Below are 15,731 nucleotides of genomic sequence, written 5' to 3'. Positions count from 1 at the left end.
CTTGGAAGCGGCGGGGAGCATCTCGTTCACATCCGGAGGCATCATGCGCCCATCCCACCGAAGCGGCGGCGCGGTCGTCGTCGCATCGGTCATCCTGCTGGCCACCGCCTGCTCGGCAGCCCAATCGCCGCCGGGAGGGGGCCAGGACGGGCCGTCGGTGCAGGCGCGCAAGGCCGGCGGGCAGGTCACGGTTGCCGACCCGGCGGCAGTGCAGGCCGACGAGCTCGGTGCGGTGCCGGTGCTGATGTATCACCAACTGGTGGCCGAGCCCAGAAGTGTGTACGACCGCACGCCTCAGGATTTCCGCGCCGAGCTGGAACGGCTGGCCCGGGAGAGATACGTACCTGTGACCGCACGGGAATTCAGCAGTGGGAAGATTGACATTCCCGCCGGTACCCACCCCGTGGTGCTGACCTTCGACGACTCGTCCGTCACCCAGTTCCGCCTCGCCGCGGACGGCCGGCCCGAATCCGACACCGCGGTGGGCATCCTGCTGGACGTCGCCCGGAAGCACCCCGGATTCCGCCCCGTGGCCACTTTCTTCGTCAACGCCGATCCGTTCGGCGAGCCAGGCGGCCGAAAGTCGTTGGACTGGCTCGTCAAGCACGACTTCGAGGTCGGCAACCACACGCTGCGGCACACCGCGCTGGGGACGGTGGACGAGGACACCGCCCAGAAGGCCATCGCCGACAACCAGCGGGCGATCACCCAAGCCGTGCCCGGCTTGTCGGTGGTGTCGATGGCACTCCCCAACGGTTCGATGCCCCACTCCCGGCAACTGGCGCTGCAGGGAACCGCCGACGGTGTGCACTACCGGCATCAGGGCGTCTACCTGGTGGGCGCCGACCCCGCCCCCGCCCCCTTCTCGACCGCCTTCGACCCGGGCGCCGTCCCGCGCATTCGCTCCCAGGCGGCGACCGGCCCGGAAGCCCAGTTCACCTCGACGGTCTGGCTGGACAAGCTCAGCGACGGCACGGTCAGGCGTTACACCTCGGACGGAAACCCGAAGAAGATCAGCTTCCCCAGGTCCGAGACGCCCCGCCTCGCCCCGGCTCACCGGCAGGCCGCCCAGCCTTACTGAGCGGGCGGGACCACGATCCCTGCGCTGCGGGACGCGGTCGTGGACCGGTCGAAGGGCGCGTCAGCCGGCCCGAAGACCGAGCGCCAGCGTCAGTTCAAGGACCCGCTGCGGGGATGCGAGATCCGGAAACAGCTCCCGCAGCTGCGACATCCGGTACCGGACCGTCTGGGGGTGGACGAACAACGCCGCCGCCACCTCGTCCCGCCTGCCCTGGTGCAGCAGCCACTCCCGCAAGGTCTCCTCCAGCCGCCGTGCCGTCGCGACGGGCAAGGTCCTGAGCGGTGCGAGGGCTCGGGCACGCAGGTCCGCGAACGCGTCCAGGTCGGCGCTCAGCACCAGCTCGGGCAGGTGGTCCTCGGTGTCGCGGATATCGGTGGAAAGGGAGCGTGCGCGCAGGGCTCGTGCGTACGAGGCGGAGGCACGAGTCCATGGCCGGGCCGGGCCGACCACGGCGGTTCGGTCGGTCAGCTGCCGCAGGAGATGTGATCGGTCGGCATCGGGGACGAGCAGCACACCCGTGGCATCCGGCAGATCGTCGAGGACGAGGGTGCTCGGGTCGAGCACGCGGTAGGCGGGCCGGGCCTGGTCGGCGGGCAGCAGGACCGCGGTCAGCGAAACCGGAGGCTGCCACCCGGCCCGTTGGACAGAGGCCAGCAGCACGTCCGGGCTCGCGCCGGCGAGGAGGTCGCGGGCCAGGTGTTCCAGGTGGCGCTCCTGGGCCCGGCCCCGGGCGGCCAGCTCGTCGGCGTGACCCGCGGCGCTCGCCGCGGACAGCTCGTCGATGTAGGCGAAGGTCAGCTCGGCGAACTTGGCGACCTCGGCGGCGGGCAGACCCGCGGGTACGGCACCCGCCGCCAGGCACCGCCAGGCCACACGGGCGCCGACGCGGTAGGCGCTGAGCAGGGCGTCCATCGAACGCCCGTCGCGCACCTCGCCGCGGCCCAGCTCGTAGGCTGCGTCACTGGCGTCGCCACCTGTGGCGTTCCCGCTCGCGAGGTCCAGGTAGTGCCCCAGGGCGGTGCGGACGGCTCGGCGGATGGTGGCGCCCATGTGGCCCGTAAGGGCGTTGGCGTAGGGAGGGACCTCGTCAATGATCGCCTGGACGACCTCGTCGGCAGTGGTCCTCAGCGCGGCCCGAAGCGCGGTGACCGTCGTCTCATCCAGGGCCAGTTCGCTGACCCTCCGCATTGCATGGCTCACGTTTTTTATTCCCTGCGAACAATTCAGCCGATCGGATTCACGTCCTGCGGTCAGGACTTTACGCCCTGAGGCACAGCAAGCTGGAGTCATGATGAGTGCGGCCCTCCGCGGCAGGGCGTGGAAACTGCTGGAGATGGTCACGACGCCGGTGCTGCCGTCGGACTACCTCGACCTGGTCAGCCCGCTGCGTGCGGGCGCTGACCTGCGTGGGCGCATCGAGGCCGTGCACCCCGAGACGCCGGACGCCGCGACCGTCGTGATCAGACCGGGACGGGGCTGGCGCGGCCACACGGCCGGTCAGTACGTGCGCATCGGGGTCGACGTCGACGGGGTGCGCCTGTGGCGTGCCTACTCCCTCACCTCACCGACGAACCGCCCAGACGGCCGCGTCACGATCACCGTGAAGGCGATCCCGGACGGCAAGGTCAGCAACCACCTGGTCCGCAGGGCGAAGCCGGGCACGCTGATCCAGCTCGACCAGCCGACCGGTGACTTCGTGCTGCCGCAGGGCACGCCCGCCAAGGTGCTGTACCTGACGGCCGGCAGCGGCATCACGCCCGTGATGGGCATGCTGCGCGACACCGAGTTCGCCGATGTCGTCATGGTCCACTGCGCGCCACGTGCGCAAGACGTGATCTTCCGCAAGGAACTGCACGACCTGGTCGCGGACAAGAAGCTGCGGCTCACCGAGGTGCACACCGACACGGACGGCATCCTCGACATCGCCCGTCTCGACGAGCTCGTGCCCGACTGGGCCGAGCGCGAGACCTGGGCCTGCGGGCCCGCGGGCCTGCTCGACGCCGCCGAGAAGCACTGGAGCGAGCACGGCGTACCGGAGCGCCTGCACACCGAACGCTTCCGCCCCAGCGTCGTCGCCACCGGCGACGGCGGCGAGGTCACGTTCAGCGCCACCGGCAGGACCGTCGACGCGGACGGCGCCACGCCGTTGCTGGACGTCGGCGAGGAGGCCGGCGTACTCATGCCCTCCGGGTGCCGCATGGGCATCTGCTTCGGCTGCGTCACGCCGCTCAAGGCGGGCGCCGTACGCGACCTGCGCACCGGCGAGATCACCGAGGCCGAGCCGGGCGTCCTCATCCAGACCTGCGTGTCCGCCGCGGCGGGCCCCTGCGACATCGAGCGTTAGGAACACCTTGACCGCCATCGACCCCACCGCCCACCTGACCGCGGAGCAGATCGAGGAGCTCGGCCGCGAACTGGACGCGATCCGCGACGAGGTGATCGCCGGCCGCGGCGAGAAGGACGCCGCCTACATCCGCAAGGTCATTGCGGCACAGCGCAAGCTCGAGCTGGTCAGCAGGGGCGTGCTGCTGTTCTCGATCTTCCCGCCCGCGTGGCTGCTCGGCACCGCCGGGCTGTCCGTGGCGAAGATCATGGACAACATGGAGATCGGTCACAACATCCTGCACGGCCAGTGGGACTGGATGCGCGACCCGAAGATCCACTCCACCACCTGGGAGTGGGATCACGTCTCGCCGGCCGACCAGTGGAAGCACTCGCACAACGAGCTGCACCACACGTACACCAACGTGATCGGCAAGGACAACGACCTCGGCTACGGCATCATGCGCGTCGACGAGGACCAGAAGTGGCAGCCGTTCCACCTCGGCCAGCCGCTGTGGAACTTCATCAACGCCTGCTTCTTCGAGTACGGCATCGCCGCGTACGACCTGGAGCTCGGCAAGAACCTGAACAAGCGCCGCCGCAAGAACCCGGAGTTCCGCGCGCGGGCCAGGGCCGTGGGCCGCAAGATCCGCAAGCAGGTGCTCAAGGACTACGTGATCCACCCGCTGCTGTCGGGCCCGTCGTTCCTGCCCACGCTCGCCGCCACGTTCACCGCGAACCTGGTCCGCAACATCTGGTCCCACTCGGTCATCATGTGCGGGCACTTCCCCGAGGGCGTACAGGTCTTCGAGCGCCGGTCGATCAAGGGGGAGACGCGCGGCCAGTGGTACCTGCGCCAGATGATGGGTTCGGCGAACATCAGCGGCAGCAAGGCCATGCACTTCATGACGGGCAACCTGTCGCACCAGATCGAGCACCACCTGTTCCCGGACCTGCCGAGCAACCGGTACGCCGAGGTCGCGGTGAAGGTGCGCGCGCTGTTCGAGAAGTACGAGCTGGAGTACGTCACCGGACCGCTGCCCAAGCAGGTGTTCTCCGCGTGGCGCAAGGTCTTCCGGCTCTCGCTGCCGAACAAGAATCCCAAGGTCGAGACGGCGGACCGCGAGCGGGAACTCGTGGCGGCCTGATCACAGTCGGTCAGATCTTTCGGCCGTAACTGCGGCGTCACCGGGCAGCCCGGTGGCGCCGCTTCGCTGTCTGGGCGTGCGGTTGGTTTGCCGACGGGCGAGCTGGGCGGAAGGCATGCGGCAGCGGGGCGCACGGAGTGACGTGAGGGGCGCGGGAGTGTGGAGGCGGCGGAGCGCTGCCTCGTTCGCGGGGTTTGCGTTACCAGGAGGTGAAACCGCCCCCTTCGCGCCGTACCGGGGCATCCGCGGGGCTGTTTGCCTTGTACATGCGACGCCGGGCTGTCGTCCACCGCGGCGTCGGCTTCAACTCCGACCACTCCGCTCACTCCTGTACGTCGCCAGGTACGTCCCCAGGGAGGGAATGTGTCCGCCCCCGTAAGCGCCACCGGACCCGCCACCGAGGAACCCGCCCCCGCACCCGACGGCGAGGGGCAGCTGACCAGTCTCAGCACGCAGGCGGCGCGCCAGCTCGCCACGACGACCAAGTCCGAACCTCAGATGCAGGCCATCAGCTCGCGCTGGCTGCTGCGGACGCTGCCGTGGGTGGACGTCAAGGGCGGCACCTACCGGGTCAACCGGCGTCTGCAGCTGCGGATCGGCCGCGGGCGGGTGCAGTTCGAGCAGAACGGCGCCGACGACATCAAGGTCATCCCCGAGACGCTCACCGAACTGCCGGTGCTGCGCGGCTATTCCGACACCGAGGTCCTCAAGGAGGTCGCCACCCGCTTCCGGGTCCGGGAGGTCCGGGCGGGACAGGTGCTGTTCGAGGCCGGGCAGCGGGTCACGGAGGCCTATCTCGTCGTGCACGGCAAGTTCACCCGCTTCACCGAGGGCAAGTACGGCGAGGAGGAGATCATCGGGGTCGTCACCGACGGCGACCAGATGGGCGACGAGGCCATCGGGCAGTCCGACCCGCTGTGGCTGAGCTCGGTGCGGGCGGAGACGGCCGGCGTACTGCTGGTGCTGCCCTGGGACGTCGTCACGGAGTTCAGGCAACGGGTGCCGTCCCTCGCCGCACATCTGGAGGCGTTCGCCGCGCGGCAGAAGCTGCCGATGAACCGCAAGGGCGAGGCGGATGTTCCCGTCCTGGCCGGCCATGTCGGCGAGCCGACGCTGAACGGCGGCTTCGTGAACTACGACCTCGCGCCGCGCGAGTACGAGCTGTCGCTCACCCAGACCGTGCTGCGGGTCCACACCCGCGTCGCCGACCTCTACAACAACCCGATGAACCAGACCGAGCAGCAGCTGCGCCTGACGATCGAGGAGATCCGCGAGCGCCAGGAGTGGGAGCTGGTCAACAACCGGGAGTTCGGGCTGCTGCACAACGTCGACTACGGCCAGCGGGTCAGCACCTTCACCGGGCCGCCGACCCCGGACGACATGGACGAGCTGCTGGCCATGCGCCGCAAGACCAAGGTGTTCCTCGCCCATCCGAAGGCGATCGCGGCCTTCTTCCGGCAGTGCAACCGGCGCGGTCTGGTGCCGGGCACGGCGAGTGTCGAGGGGCACGAGATCCCTGCCTGGCGGGGGGTTCCGATCTTCCCCTGCAACAAGATCCCGATCAGCCGCGATCACACGAGCAGCATCATCGCGCTGCGCACCGGGGAGTCCGACCAGGGGGTGATCGGGCTCTACCAGACCGGCATCCCGGACGAGTTCCAGCCGGGACTGAACGTGCGGTTCATGGGCATCGACACGGCCGCGATCATCCGCTATCTGGTGACCGCCTACTACTCGCTGGCCATCCTGGTGCCGGACGCGGCCGGGATCCTGGAGAACGTCCAGATCGGCCGGACGGCCGACTGAGGGTGGAGTACGCAATGAGCACGTCCGCCGCCTCTTCCTCGCTGCCGGGGCCGCCCGATCTGGCCCGCACCGTGCGCACCCGGCGCGGCGGGGCGATCCCCGGCCTCAAGTACCGGCAGGTCGCCCCCGCCGACCCGGCGAAGGTGGAGGAGGTCGACCGCAGGCTGGAGGCGTGGGCGCACGGCCTCGACCTGTTCCCGAAGGCGTGGTCGGGGGACTTCTCGGGCTTCCAGTTCGGCCGGGCCGTGGTGCTCCAGCATCCGGCGGCGGCCGACCTGGAACGCCTCACCGCCGCCGGCAAGTTCCTGCTGGCGGAGAACCTCGTCGACAGCTGCTACTGCGAGGAGGACGAGGGCAGGGGCGGCGCCCGCCGCGGTCTCGGCGGGCGGCTGATCCTGGCCCAGTCGGCGCTCGACCCCTTCCACAGCACACCCGGGCTGCAGGAGCAGTGGGCGCACGGAGTGCAGGCGGACGGCCCGCTGCGCTCGTACCACTGGGCGATGAAGGACTACGCCGCCGTCGCCACCCCGAGCCAGACCGACCGGTTCGTGCACGACATGGCGCGGCTGCACCTCGGTTATCTCGGCGAGGCCGCCTGGGCGGAGATCCGGTATGTGCCGCAGGTGTGGGAGTACCTGGTGATGCGGCAGTTCAACAACTTCCGCCCCTGTCTGTCGATCATCGACGCGGTGGACGGCTACGAGCTGCCGGAGGCCGTCTACGCCCGCCCGGAGATCCAGCGCATCACCGCACTCGCCTGCAACGCCACCACCATCGTCAACGACCTGTACTCCTTCACCAAGGAACTGGCGAGCGACCCCACCCACCTCAACCTCCCCCAGGTCCTCGCCGCCAACGAGCGGTGCGGGCTGAAGGCCGCCTATCTCAAGGCCGTCGAGATCCACAACGAGATCATGACCGCGTTCGAGGACGAGTCCGCCCTCCTGGCCGCCACCTCGCCCCTCGTGGAGCGCTACGCCCGGGGCCTGTCCGACTGGGTGGCCGGCAACCACGAGTGGCACGCCACCAACACCCACCGCTACCACCTGCCCAACTACTGGTAACGCCCGCTGTGCTGACAAGCCGTCAGACGCACCACGAGGAGTCCTAGTTGACCATCGCCCCCCACGCCGACACCAAGGCGGCACCGGTGCCGACCCAGTCCACGTACCAGAAGCGCGTCGCGGACTACTGGAACGCCGAGGAGAACCCGGTCAACCTCGAACTGGGCAAGATCGACGACCTCTATCACCACCACTACGGCGTCGGGAACGTCGACTGGACCGTGCTCGACGAGCCCGACCCCGACCTGCGGCGGGAACGGATCACCACCGAACTGCACCGCCTGGAACACGCCCAGGCCGAGCTCCTCGCCGGCCACCTCGGCCCCCTGTCCGCCGCCGACCGCGTCTTCGACGCCGGCTGCGGGCGCGGCGGCGGCAGCGTCGTGGCGCATCTGCGCTACGGCTGCCACGCGGACGGCGTGACGATCTCCGCCAAGCAGGCCGCGTTCGCCAACGAGCAGGCCCGCAAGCGGGGCATCGACTCCCAGGTGCGCTACCACCACCGCAACATGCTCGACACCGGCTTCACCACCGGCGCGTACGCGGCGTCGTGGAACAACGAGTCGACCATGTACGTCGAGCTGGAGCTGCTGTTCGCCGAGCACTCCCGGCTGCTGCGCCGCGGCGGGCGCTATGTGGTGATCACCGGCTGCTACAACGACACCTACGGCCGGGCCTCCCGCGAGGTCTCCCAGATCAACGCCCACTACATCTGCGACATCCACCCGCGCTCGGAGTACTTCCGGGCGATGGCCCGCCACCGTCTCGTCCCGGTCCACGTACAGGACCTCACGGCCGACACCATCCCCTACTGGGAGCTGCGCCGACAGGCGGACCACCTGGTCACGGGCATCGAGGACACGTTCCTGACCGCGTACAAGAACGGCAGTTTCCAGTACCTGCTGATCGCCGCCGACCGGGTGTGACCCCTCGGTCACGGCGTAGGGGCTCACCCTCGCCGTGGCGCACGTACCGGCACGGGCCTGTGCGATCCATGCGGCATCCCCGCATCGCACGAGCCCGTGCCGGAACCCCCCCGAGCGGCTCCCCCTTGAACCGTGGGCATTCACTGTTCTACCTTCGCCACATGGTCGGGGCATCAACGCCCGCTCATCAGCGGCACAACGGGCGGACGCCAGACGGTCCGGGTGATGCGGAATGCGACCGCACCTCGCTCTGATCGAGGACGACCCTGACTTCGCACTGATGTGCCGTTCCTATCTGGAGCGCGCGGGCTTCACGGTCACCTGGGCCATGGATGCGCGCGCCGGCAAGGCCGCCCTGTACGAGGGCGGCGTCTCTCTCGCCGTTCTCGATCTGGGACTGCCGGACGGCAGCGGCCTGGAGCTGCTGCGGGCGCTGCGGTCCACGAGCCGGCTGCCGGTCATCGTCGTGACCGGGCGCGGCGCGGAGGCCGACCGGGTGGCGGGCCTGGAGATCGGTGCGGACGACTACCTGGTCAAGCCGTTCTCCCAGCGGGAACTGGTGGCCCGTATCCACGCCGTGCTGCGGCGCTCGCAGCCGCCCGAGATGCCGAGCGTGCTCCAGGTCGGCGCGCTGCGCATCGACTCCGCGGCCCGTCTTGCGTCCGTCGACGGTGTCCAGCTGATGCTGCGTCCCAAGGAGTACGCGCTGCTGGAGATGCTGGCCGCCGCACCGGGCCGGGTGTTCTCGGCGGAGCAGCTGCTGGAGCGGATCTGGGGCACGTCCTGGCAGCAGGCCGCGACCGTCGTGGAGCACGTCTACCGGCTGCGCGGCAAGCTCGCCGCCCTGCCCGCACCGGCGCCGCGGATCACCACCGTCCGGGGCTACGGCTACCGCCTCGACCCCTGAGTCACCGCTTCGGCCGTGGAGGTCCGACCATGCCCGATGTGCCGGACTTCCGGAGCCTGTTCGACTCGACGCTGTCCCCGCTGCTCATCCTCAGCCCCGACTTCACGATCGTCGAGGTCAACCGCGCCTATCTCACGGCGACCCGCACCGAGCGGAGCATCGTGGGCCGCCCTGTCTTCGACGTGTTCCCCGACAACCCGGACGACCCGTCGGCCGACGGCGTCGCCAATCTGCGCCGTTCGCTCCAGACGGTGGTGGCGAGCGGTCGTACGGACACGATGGCGCTGCAGCGGTACGACATCCCGGCGGGCGAGGAGGGCGCCTTCACCGAGCGGTACTGGAGCCCGGTCAACACGCCGGTGCTCGGTGCCGACGGGCAGGTGCGGTACATCATCCACCGGGTCGAGGACGTCACGGAGTTCGTGCGTCTGCGGCGGGTGGGGCGGGAGCAGCAGCGGGCCGTCGCCGAGGCCGAGATGCGCGCCGAGGGCATGGAGATCGACCTGTTCGTGCGGGCGCGGGAGATCCGCGAGGTGAACGAGCAGCTCAGCCGGGCCAATCACGAACTGGACGCGGCGGGCCGCAAGCTGCGGGAGGAGCAACAGGCCAAGGACCGGTTCATCGCGACCCTCTCGCACGAGCTGCGCAACCCGCTCGCGGCCGCCACCGCTGCCACGGAGCTGCTGGCCCTCGACATGCCGCAGGGCCATCCGGCGCTGTCGGTCCTGGAGCGGCAGCTGAGCACCCTGACACGGATGAGCAACGACCTGCTGGACGGCACGCGCGCGGTGACCGGGCGGCTTGAGCTGGTGTGCGATCCGGTCGACGTGCGGTCCGTCGTGCAGGGCGCCTGCGCCGACATCCACGGCCTGTTCGGGCACGAGGACCGCACGCTGGCCCTGGTCCTGCCGACCGAGCCGGTCATGGTGGACGGCGACCGGCTGCGGCTGGCCCAGGTCCTGACGAACCTGCTGTCCAACGCGCTGAAGTACACCCGGCCGGGCGGCCGCACCGAGGTGGGCCTGACGGCCGCCGACGGGCAGGCACGGCTGACCGTGCGGGACGACGGCATCGGCTTCTCCCCCGCCCAGGCCGAGGAGCTCTTCGGGGTGTTCATGCGGGCCGCTCCGGCCGGTCCTGACACCCCCGAGGGCCTGGGGCTGGGGCTCGCGGTGGCGCGCACGGTGGTCGAACTGCACGGCGGCCGCATCTGCGCGCACAGCGACGGGCCGGGCAAGGGCGCGACCTTCACGGTGCTGCTGCCGACGACCGACGCCGTGAGCCCGCGCCCGTCCCGGTCGCCGGCTGTCCACGGCTCCCCGCGCCGGCTGTCCCTCCTGGTCGTCGAGGACAACGCGGACCTCGCCGCCACCTACCGCACCCTGCTGGAACGCCAGGGCCACCGGGTCACGGCGGTGCACACGGGCCAGGACGCCCTCACCGCCACCGAGGCGCACTCCTTCGACGTCGTCCTGTGCGACCTGGGCCTGCCGGACATCGACGGCTACGCGGTCGCACGGGCCCTGCGGGCGCGGCCGGGCGGCGGCGCGCTGCGTCTGATCGCGGTGTCCGGGTTCAGCCAGGGCAGCGACCGCGCCCTGTCGCGGACGGCCGGGTTCGACGCCCACCTCGCCAAACCGCTGCCACTGACCGACCTCCTGGTCCTGCTGGAGCGGCTGGAGCGCCCGGACGGCACCTGAACTCACCCCGGTGTCTTCCGCCTTGGGCCCGCCTGTGCTTGCCTGGGGAGCCGTTTTCGGTTGCCGGGGCTGGAGTTGCCGTATGCGGAAGCCGTGGATCGTGGGGACGCTGCTGGCCGGGGTGCTGCTGCTCGGCGCGTGCGGCGATCCCTCGTCCGGCCCGCAGGAGACACCGCCCTCCCCCGCCGTACCGGGAGCCTCGGCATCGACGACGCATCAGCAGGCCCCGGCCTCCCCGAACGCCCCTGCCGTGGCGCCGCGCGTGCTCTACCTCGGGGATTCCCTCGCGATGGAGGCCCAGAACGTGCTCGGGCACGAGCTGCGCCGGGACCTGAGGGCGAAGTACACCAGTGCTCCGTACTCGGGCACCACCCTGTGCGACTACCTGGAGGGCACCGGGGCGAAGTCGCTGGTGCCGGACGGGGACAAGGCGGCGGCACTGGTCCGTGCGCAGCATCCGGACTACGTGGTCATGCAGTTCTGGGGCAATGCGTGGGGGTTCACGTGGTGCATGGACGGCATCACCTACAACGCCTCGCAGCAGAAGTACTTCACCCGCTACCGGGCCGACCTGCGCCGGCTCACCGAGCAGATCGCCGCGGCGGGCGGCAGCCGACGTCCGCGGATCGTGTGGGTGCTGCAGGGCCCGGACCCGATCACACCCGACCGGGTCCGGCGCGTGAACCGGATGTACGAGCAGCAAGCCGCCGCCTCGGGCGACCTCGTCGCCGACGCGGGCGCCACGGTGAGCCCCGCCGGCGCCCGCTACACCTGGTCCCAGTACCTGCCGTGCACGGCCTACGAACACGAACACCGCGACTACTGCACCGAGCCGGGCCGCGACCGCACCGCCCTCCACCTCGACCAGGACTATCTGCACTTCTGTCTGGCCCCGACGACGTCCACGCCGAAGCCGTGCCCGGTGCGCTCCCCCGGCATCCTGCGGATCACCCGCGAGATCACGCGGGTGATCGGGGAACAGGCCCGCACGCGGTGACGTACGGAGCGGCGGTCACTCGCCCGTGTAGGCCCGCTCCAGGGCGGCGATGTCGAACTTGCTCATCGCCATGAACGCCTTGGTCGTGCGGGACGCCTTCTCCTGGTCCGGATCGCTGATCATGTCGATGAGCCTGTCGGGCACGACCTGCCAGGACAGGCCGTACCTGTCCTTGAGCCAGCCGCAGGGGCCGGGCTCGCCGCCGCCCTCGGTGAGCTTGGCCCAGTAGTAGTCGATCTCCTCCTGGTCCTTGCAGAAGACCTGGAAGGAGACCGCCTCGTTGAACTTGAACTGCGGGCCGCCGTTGAGCGCGACGAACTTCTGGCCGTTGGCCGTGAACTCCACCGCCAGCACCGAGCCGGCGGGGCCCGCGCCTCCCTCGACGTTGCGGCCGACCCGGCCGATGCTGGAGTTCTTGAAGATCGACACGTAGTAGTGCGCGGCCTCTTCCGCCTGGCCGTCGAACCAGAGACACGTGGTGAATCCGTCGGTGGTCATGAGCACCTCCTGGGGTGTGGAACGCGGTCACCTGTACCGACTGATCCTCGCCGCGGAACTCATCGGTCGGACGGCCGATTCACCCGGGTGGCCGCACCCCCGTACCGAACTAGGCTCGCGGCCATGACGTCTTCGCCCGCAGAGACCGCGGACAGCGGCATCCGGCCCTTCCGCATCGACATCCCGCAGAGCGACCTCGACGACCTCCACGCACGCCTGGACCGCACCCGCTGGCCGGACGAGCTGCCCGGCACCGGGTGGGCCTACGGCGTGCCGGCCGACTACCTGCGCGAGCTCCACCACTACTGGCGCACCTCCTACGACTGGCGGGCCGCCGAGGCACAGCTCAATGAGTGGCCGCAGTTCACCACCACCATCGACGGCTCGAACGTCCACTTCGCCCACGTCCGCTCCCCCGAGCCGAACGCCACACCGCTGATCATCACGCATGGCTGGCCGGGGTCGATCGTCGAGTTCCTGGACGTCGTCGGGCCGCTCGCCGACCCCCGCGCGCACGGCGGCGACCCGGCCGACGCGTTCCACGTCGTCGTACCGAGCATCCCCGGGTTCGGGCTGTCCGGGCCTGCCGCCGACACCGGCTGGGAGGCGGGCCGGGTCGCCGACGCCTGGGCCGAGCTGATGCGACGACTCGGCTACGAGCAGTTCGGCGCGCAGGGCGGCGACTGGGGTGCCGCCATCTCCCGTGAGCTGGGGCGCGCACACCCGGACCGGGTGATCGGCGTGCATCTCAACCTGCTCCCGGGCGCACAGCAGGCCACCGAGCCGACGCAGGAGGAGCTGGACGAGCTCGGCACCGAGGAGCAGGAGCGTGCGCTGCTGTCCTGGCGCCGGTGGAGCGAATGGTCCCGCGAGGGCACCGGCTACGCCGTCCTGCACGCCACCCGGCCGCAGACCGTGGCGTACGCCCTCAGCGACTCGCCCGTGGGCCAACTCGCCTGGATCGTGGAGAAGTTCCGGGAGTGGACGGACTCGGCTCTGCTGCCCGAGGAGGCCGTGGACCGGGACCGGATGCTCACCAACGTGATGCTGTACTGGCTGACCGGGACCGCCGGTTCCGCCGCCCGCATCTACTACGAGCGCGCCCATGCCACGGGCGGTGTCGCCCGGCCGGACGAGCCGTCGACCGTACCGACCGCGCTCGCCCTCTTCCCCGCCGAGCTCCAGATCCCGCTGCGCCACCAGGCGGAGCGCACGGAGAACATCGTGCGCTGGACGGAGTTCGACCGCGGCGGGCACTTCGCCGCCATGGAGGAGCCCGACCTGCTGGTCGAGGACGTGCGGGCGTTCTTCCGGCAGCTGCGCGAGAAGGGCTGAGAGGCGGCTCTGCCCGTGGCGAATCTGCCACGGGCAGAGAAACCGCATGCGGGGCCGGGCCAGGGCCAAGAGTGGAGTCGACGGCATCACCGCACCATGGGAGAGACCATGACTCCACTCACCACGCTCGCGCCCCGCGCCGAGGAGGGCGACACCCCGCCCAGCCGGCTCGACGACCATCTCGCCGCCCAACTCCTCGGCCAGCGCATCGTGTTCCTCGGCACCCAGGTCGACGAAGTCTCCGCGAACCGGGTCTGCGCACAGCTGCTCCTGCTGTCCGCGGAGGACCCGCGCACCGACATCAGCCTGTACATCAACAGCCCGGGCGGCTCCGTGCACGCGGGCCTCGCGATCTACGACACGATGCGGCTGATCCCCAACGACGTCTCGACGCTCGCCATGGGCTTCGCGGCCAGCATGGGCCAGTTCCTGCTGTGCGGCGGCACACCTGGCAAGCGGTACGCCCTGCCGAACGCGCGGATCATGATGCACCAGGGCTCGGCGGGCATCGGCGGCACCACCGCCGACATCGAGATCCAGGCGGAGAACCTGGAGCACACCAAGCGGACCATGGAGCGGCTCATCGCCGAGAACACGGGCCAGAGCCCCGAGACCATCGCCCGGGACGGCGACCGGGACCGCTGGTTCACGGCCGAGGAGGCCAGGGAGTACGGCATGGTGGACCGGGTCCTGGAGTCCCTCGCGGACGTCCGCCCGGCCGCCTCGAAGCGACGGATGGGGCTGTGACATGGGGAACTACACGATTCCGTACGTCGTCGAGCGGACCGCGAACGGCGAGCGCTCCTCCGACGTGTTCAGCCGGCTGCTGTCCGAGCGGATCATCTTCCTCGGCACCGAGATCGACGACGGCGTGGCCAACGTCGTCATCGCGCAACTGCTCCATCTGGAGTCGTCGGCGCCGGAGCACGAGATCTCGGTCTACATCAACTCGCCCGGCGGCTCGTTCACTTCGCTGATGGCGATCTACGACACGATGACCTTCGTGCAGGCGCCGATCTCGACGGTCTGCGTCGGCCAGGCGGCCTCCACGGCGGCCGTACTGCTGGCCGCCGGGGACCCGGGGCGGCGGATCGTGCTGGAGCACGCGCGGGTGCTGCTCGGGCAGCCCGCCGCCGGTGGCAGCCGGGGCATGATCTCCGACCTCACGCTCCAGGCCAAGGAGATGGTCCGGATCCGCTCCCAGGTCGAGCAGGTGCTGGCCCGGCACACCGGGCACGACATCGCGACGCTGCGCGCGGACATGGACCGCGACAAGGTGTTCACCGCCGAGGAGGCGGTGGCCTACGGGCTGGCCGACGAGGTGCTGAGCCGGCGCCTCTCCGCGGTCTGAGGAACCGGCCCGCAAGCGTGCGTCAGGCGGCCAGGCAGAGTCCGTTGTACGGCGCGTTGGACGTCCGGCGGCTCCGGTCGGGCTGTCGGCCGGCGATCCGGACGAGCTCGCCCTGCGCCCGTGACAGCAGGTCGCCGAGGCCCAGTCCGAGGGCGTGGGCGGCGGCCGCGAGGACCTCGGAGGAGGCCTCCTTGCGGCCGCGCTCCACCTCGGAGAGGTACGGCATGGAGATCCGGGCCTGGTCGGCCACGTCCTTCAGGGTGCGCTCCTGGGCGAGGCGTTCCCGCCGCAGGACGTCGCCGACGAGGTCCCGCCACAGGGGTTCCCTGGGCGGCGGAGGCGAGGCGGGGAGCCGCTCGCCCTGCGGGCGGCGCAGCGGAATGACATCGGCTTCGTTCGGCGCTTGGCTGCTCACGGCTTCAGACTAGATTCCCGCGCCGTGGGAAGGCACCGGCGTTCCGCTCTGGGTGGAATCACCGAGGGGAGTCCGCGGTGACGATCCGTATTCGATCCCGGTCACGGGCATGTCCCGGCGCAGAGCGGGTACGCGCCGTCCAGAAGGGCACGACGTAGACGACGTCGAACCGTGACTTCGT

General features: G+C 70.4%; 15 protein-coding genes. 12 read left to right on the top strand and 3 right to left on the bottom strand.

The annotated features are described in order from the left end of the window. Positions 1-43: 43 nt before the first annotated feature. Positions 44-1,081, top strand: coding sequence for a polysaccharide deacetylase family protein (locus ACIBW9_RS11920; protein WP_398953803.1), 1,038 nt, complete (start codon positions 44-46; stop codon positions 1,079-1,081). Between the two features lie 60 nt (positions 1,082-1,141). Here the strand turns inward: ACIBW9_RS11920 and ACIBW9_RS11915 are convergent, their stop codons facing one another. Continuing rightward, positions 1,142-2,281: a PucR family transcriptional regulator gene (locus ACIBW9_RS11915; RefSeq protein ID WP_398953801.1), complete on the bottom strand. Its 1,140-nt coding sequence runs from the start codon at positions 2,279-2,281 to the stop codon at positions 1,142-1,144. An 88-nt stretch (positions 2,282-2,369) separates the two neighbouring features. On the opposite strand from ACIBW9_RS11915, the gene ACIBW9_RS11910 reads away from it, so the two are divergent. From ACIBW9_RS11910 to ACIBW9_RS11875, 8 genes are all read left to right on the top strand, one after another. Next, entirely contained in the window at positions 2,370-3,425 is a 1,056-nt protein-coding gene (locus ACIBW9_RS11910) for a ferredoxin reductase (RefSeq protein ID WP_398953799.1), read from the top strand. Positions 3,426-3,432: 7 nt separating this feature from the next. Continuing rightward, positions 3,433-4,551, top strand: coding sequence for a fatty acid desaturase family protein (locus ACIBW9_RS11905; RefSeq protein ID WP_398953797.1), 1,119 nt, complete (start codon positions 3,433-3,435; stop codon positions 4,549-4,551). A gap of 363 nt (positions 4,552-4,914) precedes the next feature. Then, positions 4,915-6,357, top strand: coding sequence for a family 2B encapsulin nanocompartment shell protein (locus ACIBW9_RS11900; RefSeq protein ID WP_398953794.1), 1,443 nt, complete (start codon positions 4,915-4,917; stop codon positions 6,355-6,357). Between the two features lie 14 nt (positions 6,358-6,371). Beyond that, positions 6,372-7,421, top strand: a complete 1,050-nt coding sequence (locus ACIBW9_RS11895) for a family 2 encapsulin nanocompartment cargo protein terpene cyclase (RefSeq protein ID WP_398953792.1) — start codon at positions 6,372-6,374, stop codon at positions 7,419-7,421. A gap of 47 nt (positions 7,422-7,468) precedes the next feature. Further along, complete coding sequence (locus tag ACIBW9_RS11890) at positions 7,469-8,347, top strand: geranyl diphosphate 2-C-methyltransferase (protein ID WP_398953791.1); 879 nt, start codon at positions 7,469-7,471, stop codon at positions 8,345-8,347. Positions 8,348-8,579: 232 nt separating this feature from the next. Continuing rightward, complete coding sequence (locus ACIBW9_RS11885; protein WP_398953789.1) at positions 8,580-9,254, top strand: response regulator transcription factor; 675 nt, start codon at positions 8,580-8,582, stop codon at positions 9,252-9,254. Between the two features lie 29 nt (positions 9,255-9,283). Then, a complete protein-coding gene (locus tag ACIBW9_RS11880) occupies positions 9,284-10,954 on the top strand; it encodes an ATP-binding protein (protein ID WP_398953786.1) in 1,671 nt (556 codons plus the stop codon). A gap of 82 nt (positions 10,955-11,036) precedes the next feature. Beyond that, on the top strand, positions 11,037-11,951 hold the full coding sequence (locus tag ACIBW9_RS11875; RefSeq protein WP_398953784.1) for an SGNH/GDSL hydrolase family protein: 915 nt from the start codon (positions 11,037-11,039) through the stop codon (positions 11,949-11,951). A gap of 15 nt (positions 11,952-11,966) precedes the next feature. Here ACIBW9_RS11875 and ACIBW9_RS11870 read toward each other — a convergent pair whose 3' ends face one another. Continuing rightward, positions 11,967-12,449: a VOC family protein gene (locus tag ACIBW9_RS11870; RefSeq protein WP_398953782.1), complete on the bottom strand. Its 483-nt coding sequence runs from the start codon at positions 12,447-12,449 to the stop codon at positions 11,967-11,969. Positions 12,450-12,572: 123 nt separating this feature from the next. Between ACIBW9_RS11870 and ACIBW9_RS11865 the strand changes: the two genes are divergently transcribed. From ACIBW9_RS11865 to ACIBW9_RS11855, 3 genes are all read left to right on the top strand, one after another. Continuing rightward, entirely contained in the window at positions 12,573-13,784 is a 1,212-nt protein-coding gene (locus ACIBW9_RS11865) for an epoxide hydrolase family protein (RefSeq protein ID WP_398953781.1), read from the top strand. Between the two features lie 108 nt (positions 13,785-13,892). Continuing rightward, entirely contained in the window at positions 13,893-14,531 is a 639-nt protein-coding gene (locus tag ACIBW9_RS11860; protein WP_030927332.1) for a ClpP family protease, read from the top strand. 1 nt (position 14,532) lies between these two features. Next, positions 14,533-15,135 carry a ClpP family protease gene (locus ACIBW9_RS11855; protein WP_398953779.1) on the top strand — a complete coding sequence of 201 codons (603 nt, stop codon included), beginning with the start codon at positions 14,533-14,535 and terminating at the stop codon, positions 15,133-15,135. 22 nt (positions 15,136-15,157) lie between these two features. Here the strand turns inward: ACIBW9_RS11855 and ACIBW9_RS11850 are convergent, their stop codons facing one another. After that, entirely contained in the window at positions 15,158-15,550 is a 393-nt protein-coding gene (locus ACIBW9_RS11850; protein ID WP_398953777.1) for a helix-turn-helix domain-containing protein, read from the bottom strand. Positions 15,551-15,731: the final 181 nt, after the last annotated feature.

Origin of the sequence: Streptomyces sp. NPDC049541, from assembly GCF_044465725.1 — a bacterium.
Classification (GTDB): Bacteria; Actinomycetota; Actinomycetes; order Streptomycetales; family Streptomycetaceae; genus Streptomyces.
The sequence above is the reverse complement of the archived record's forward strand: the minus strand, read 5'-3'. Positions and strand labels throughout refer to the sequence as shown.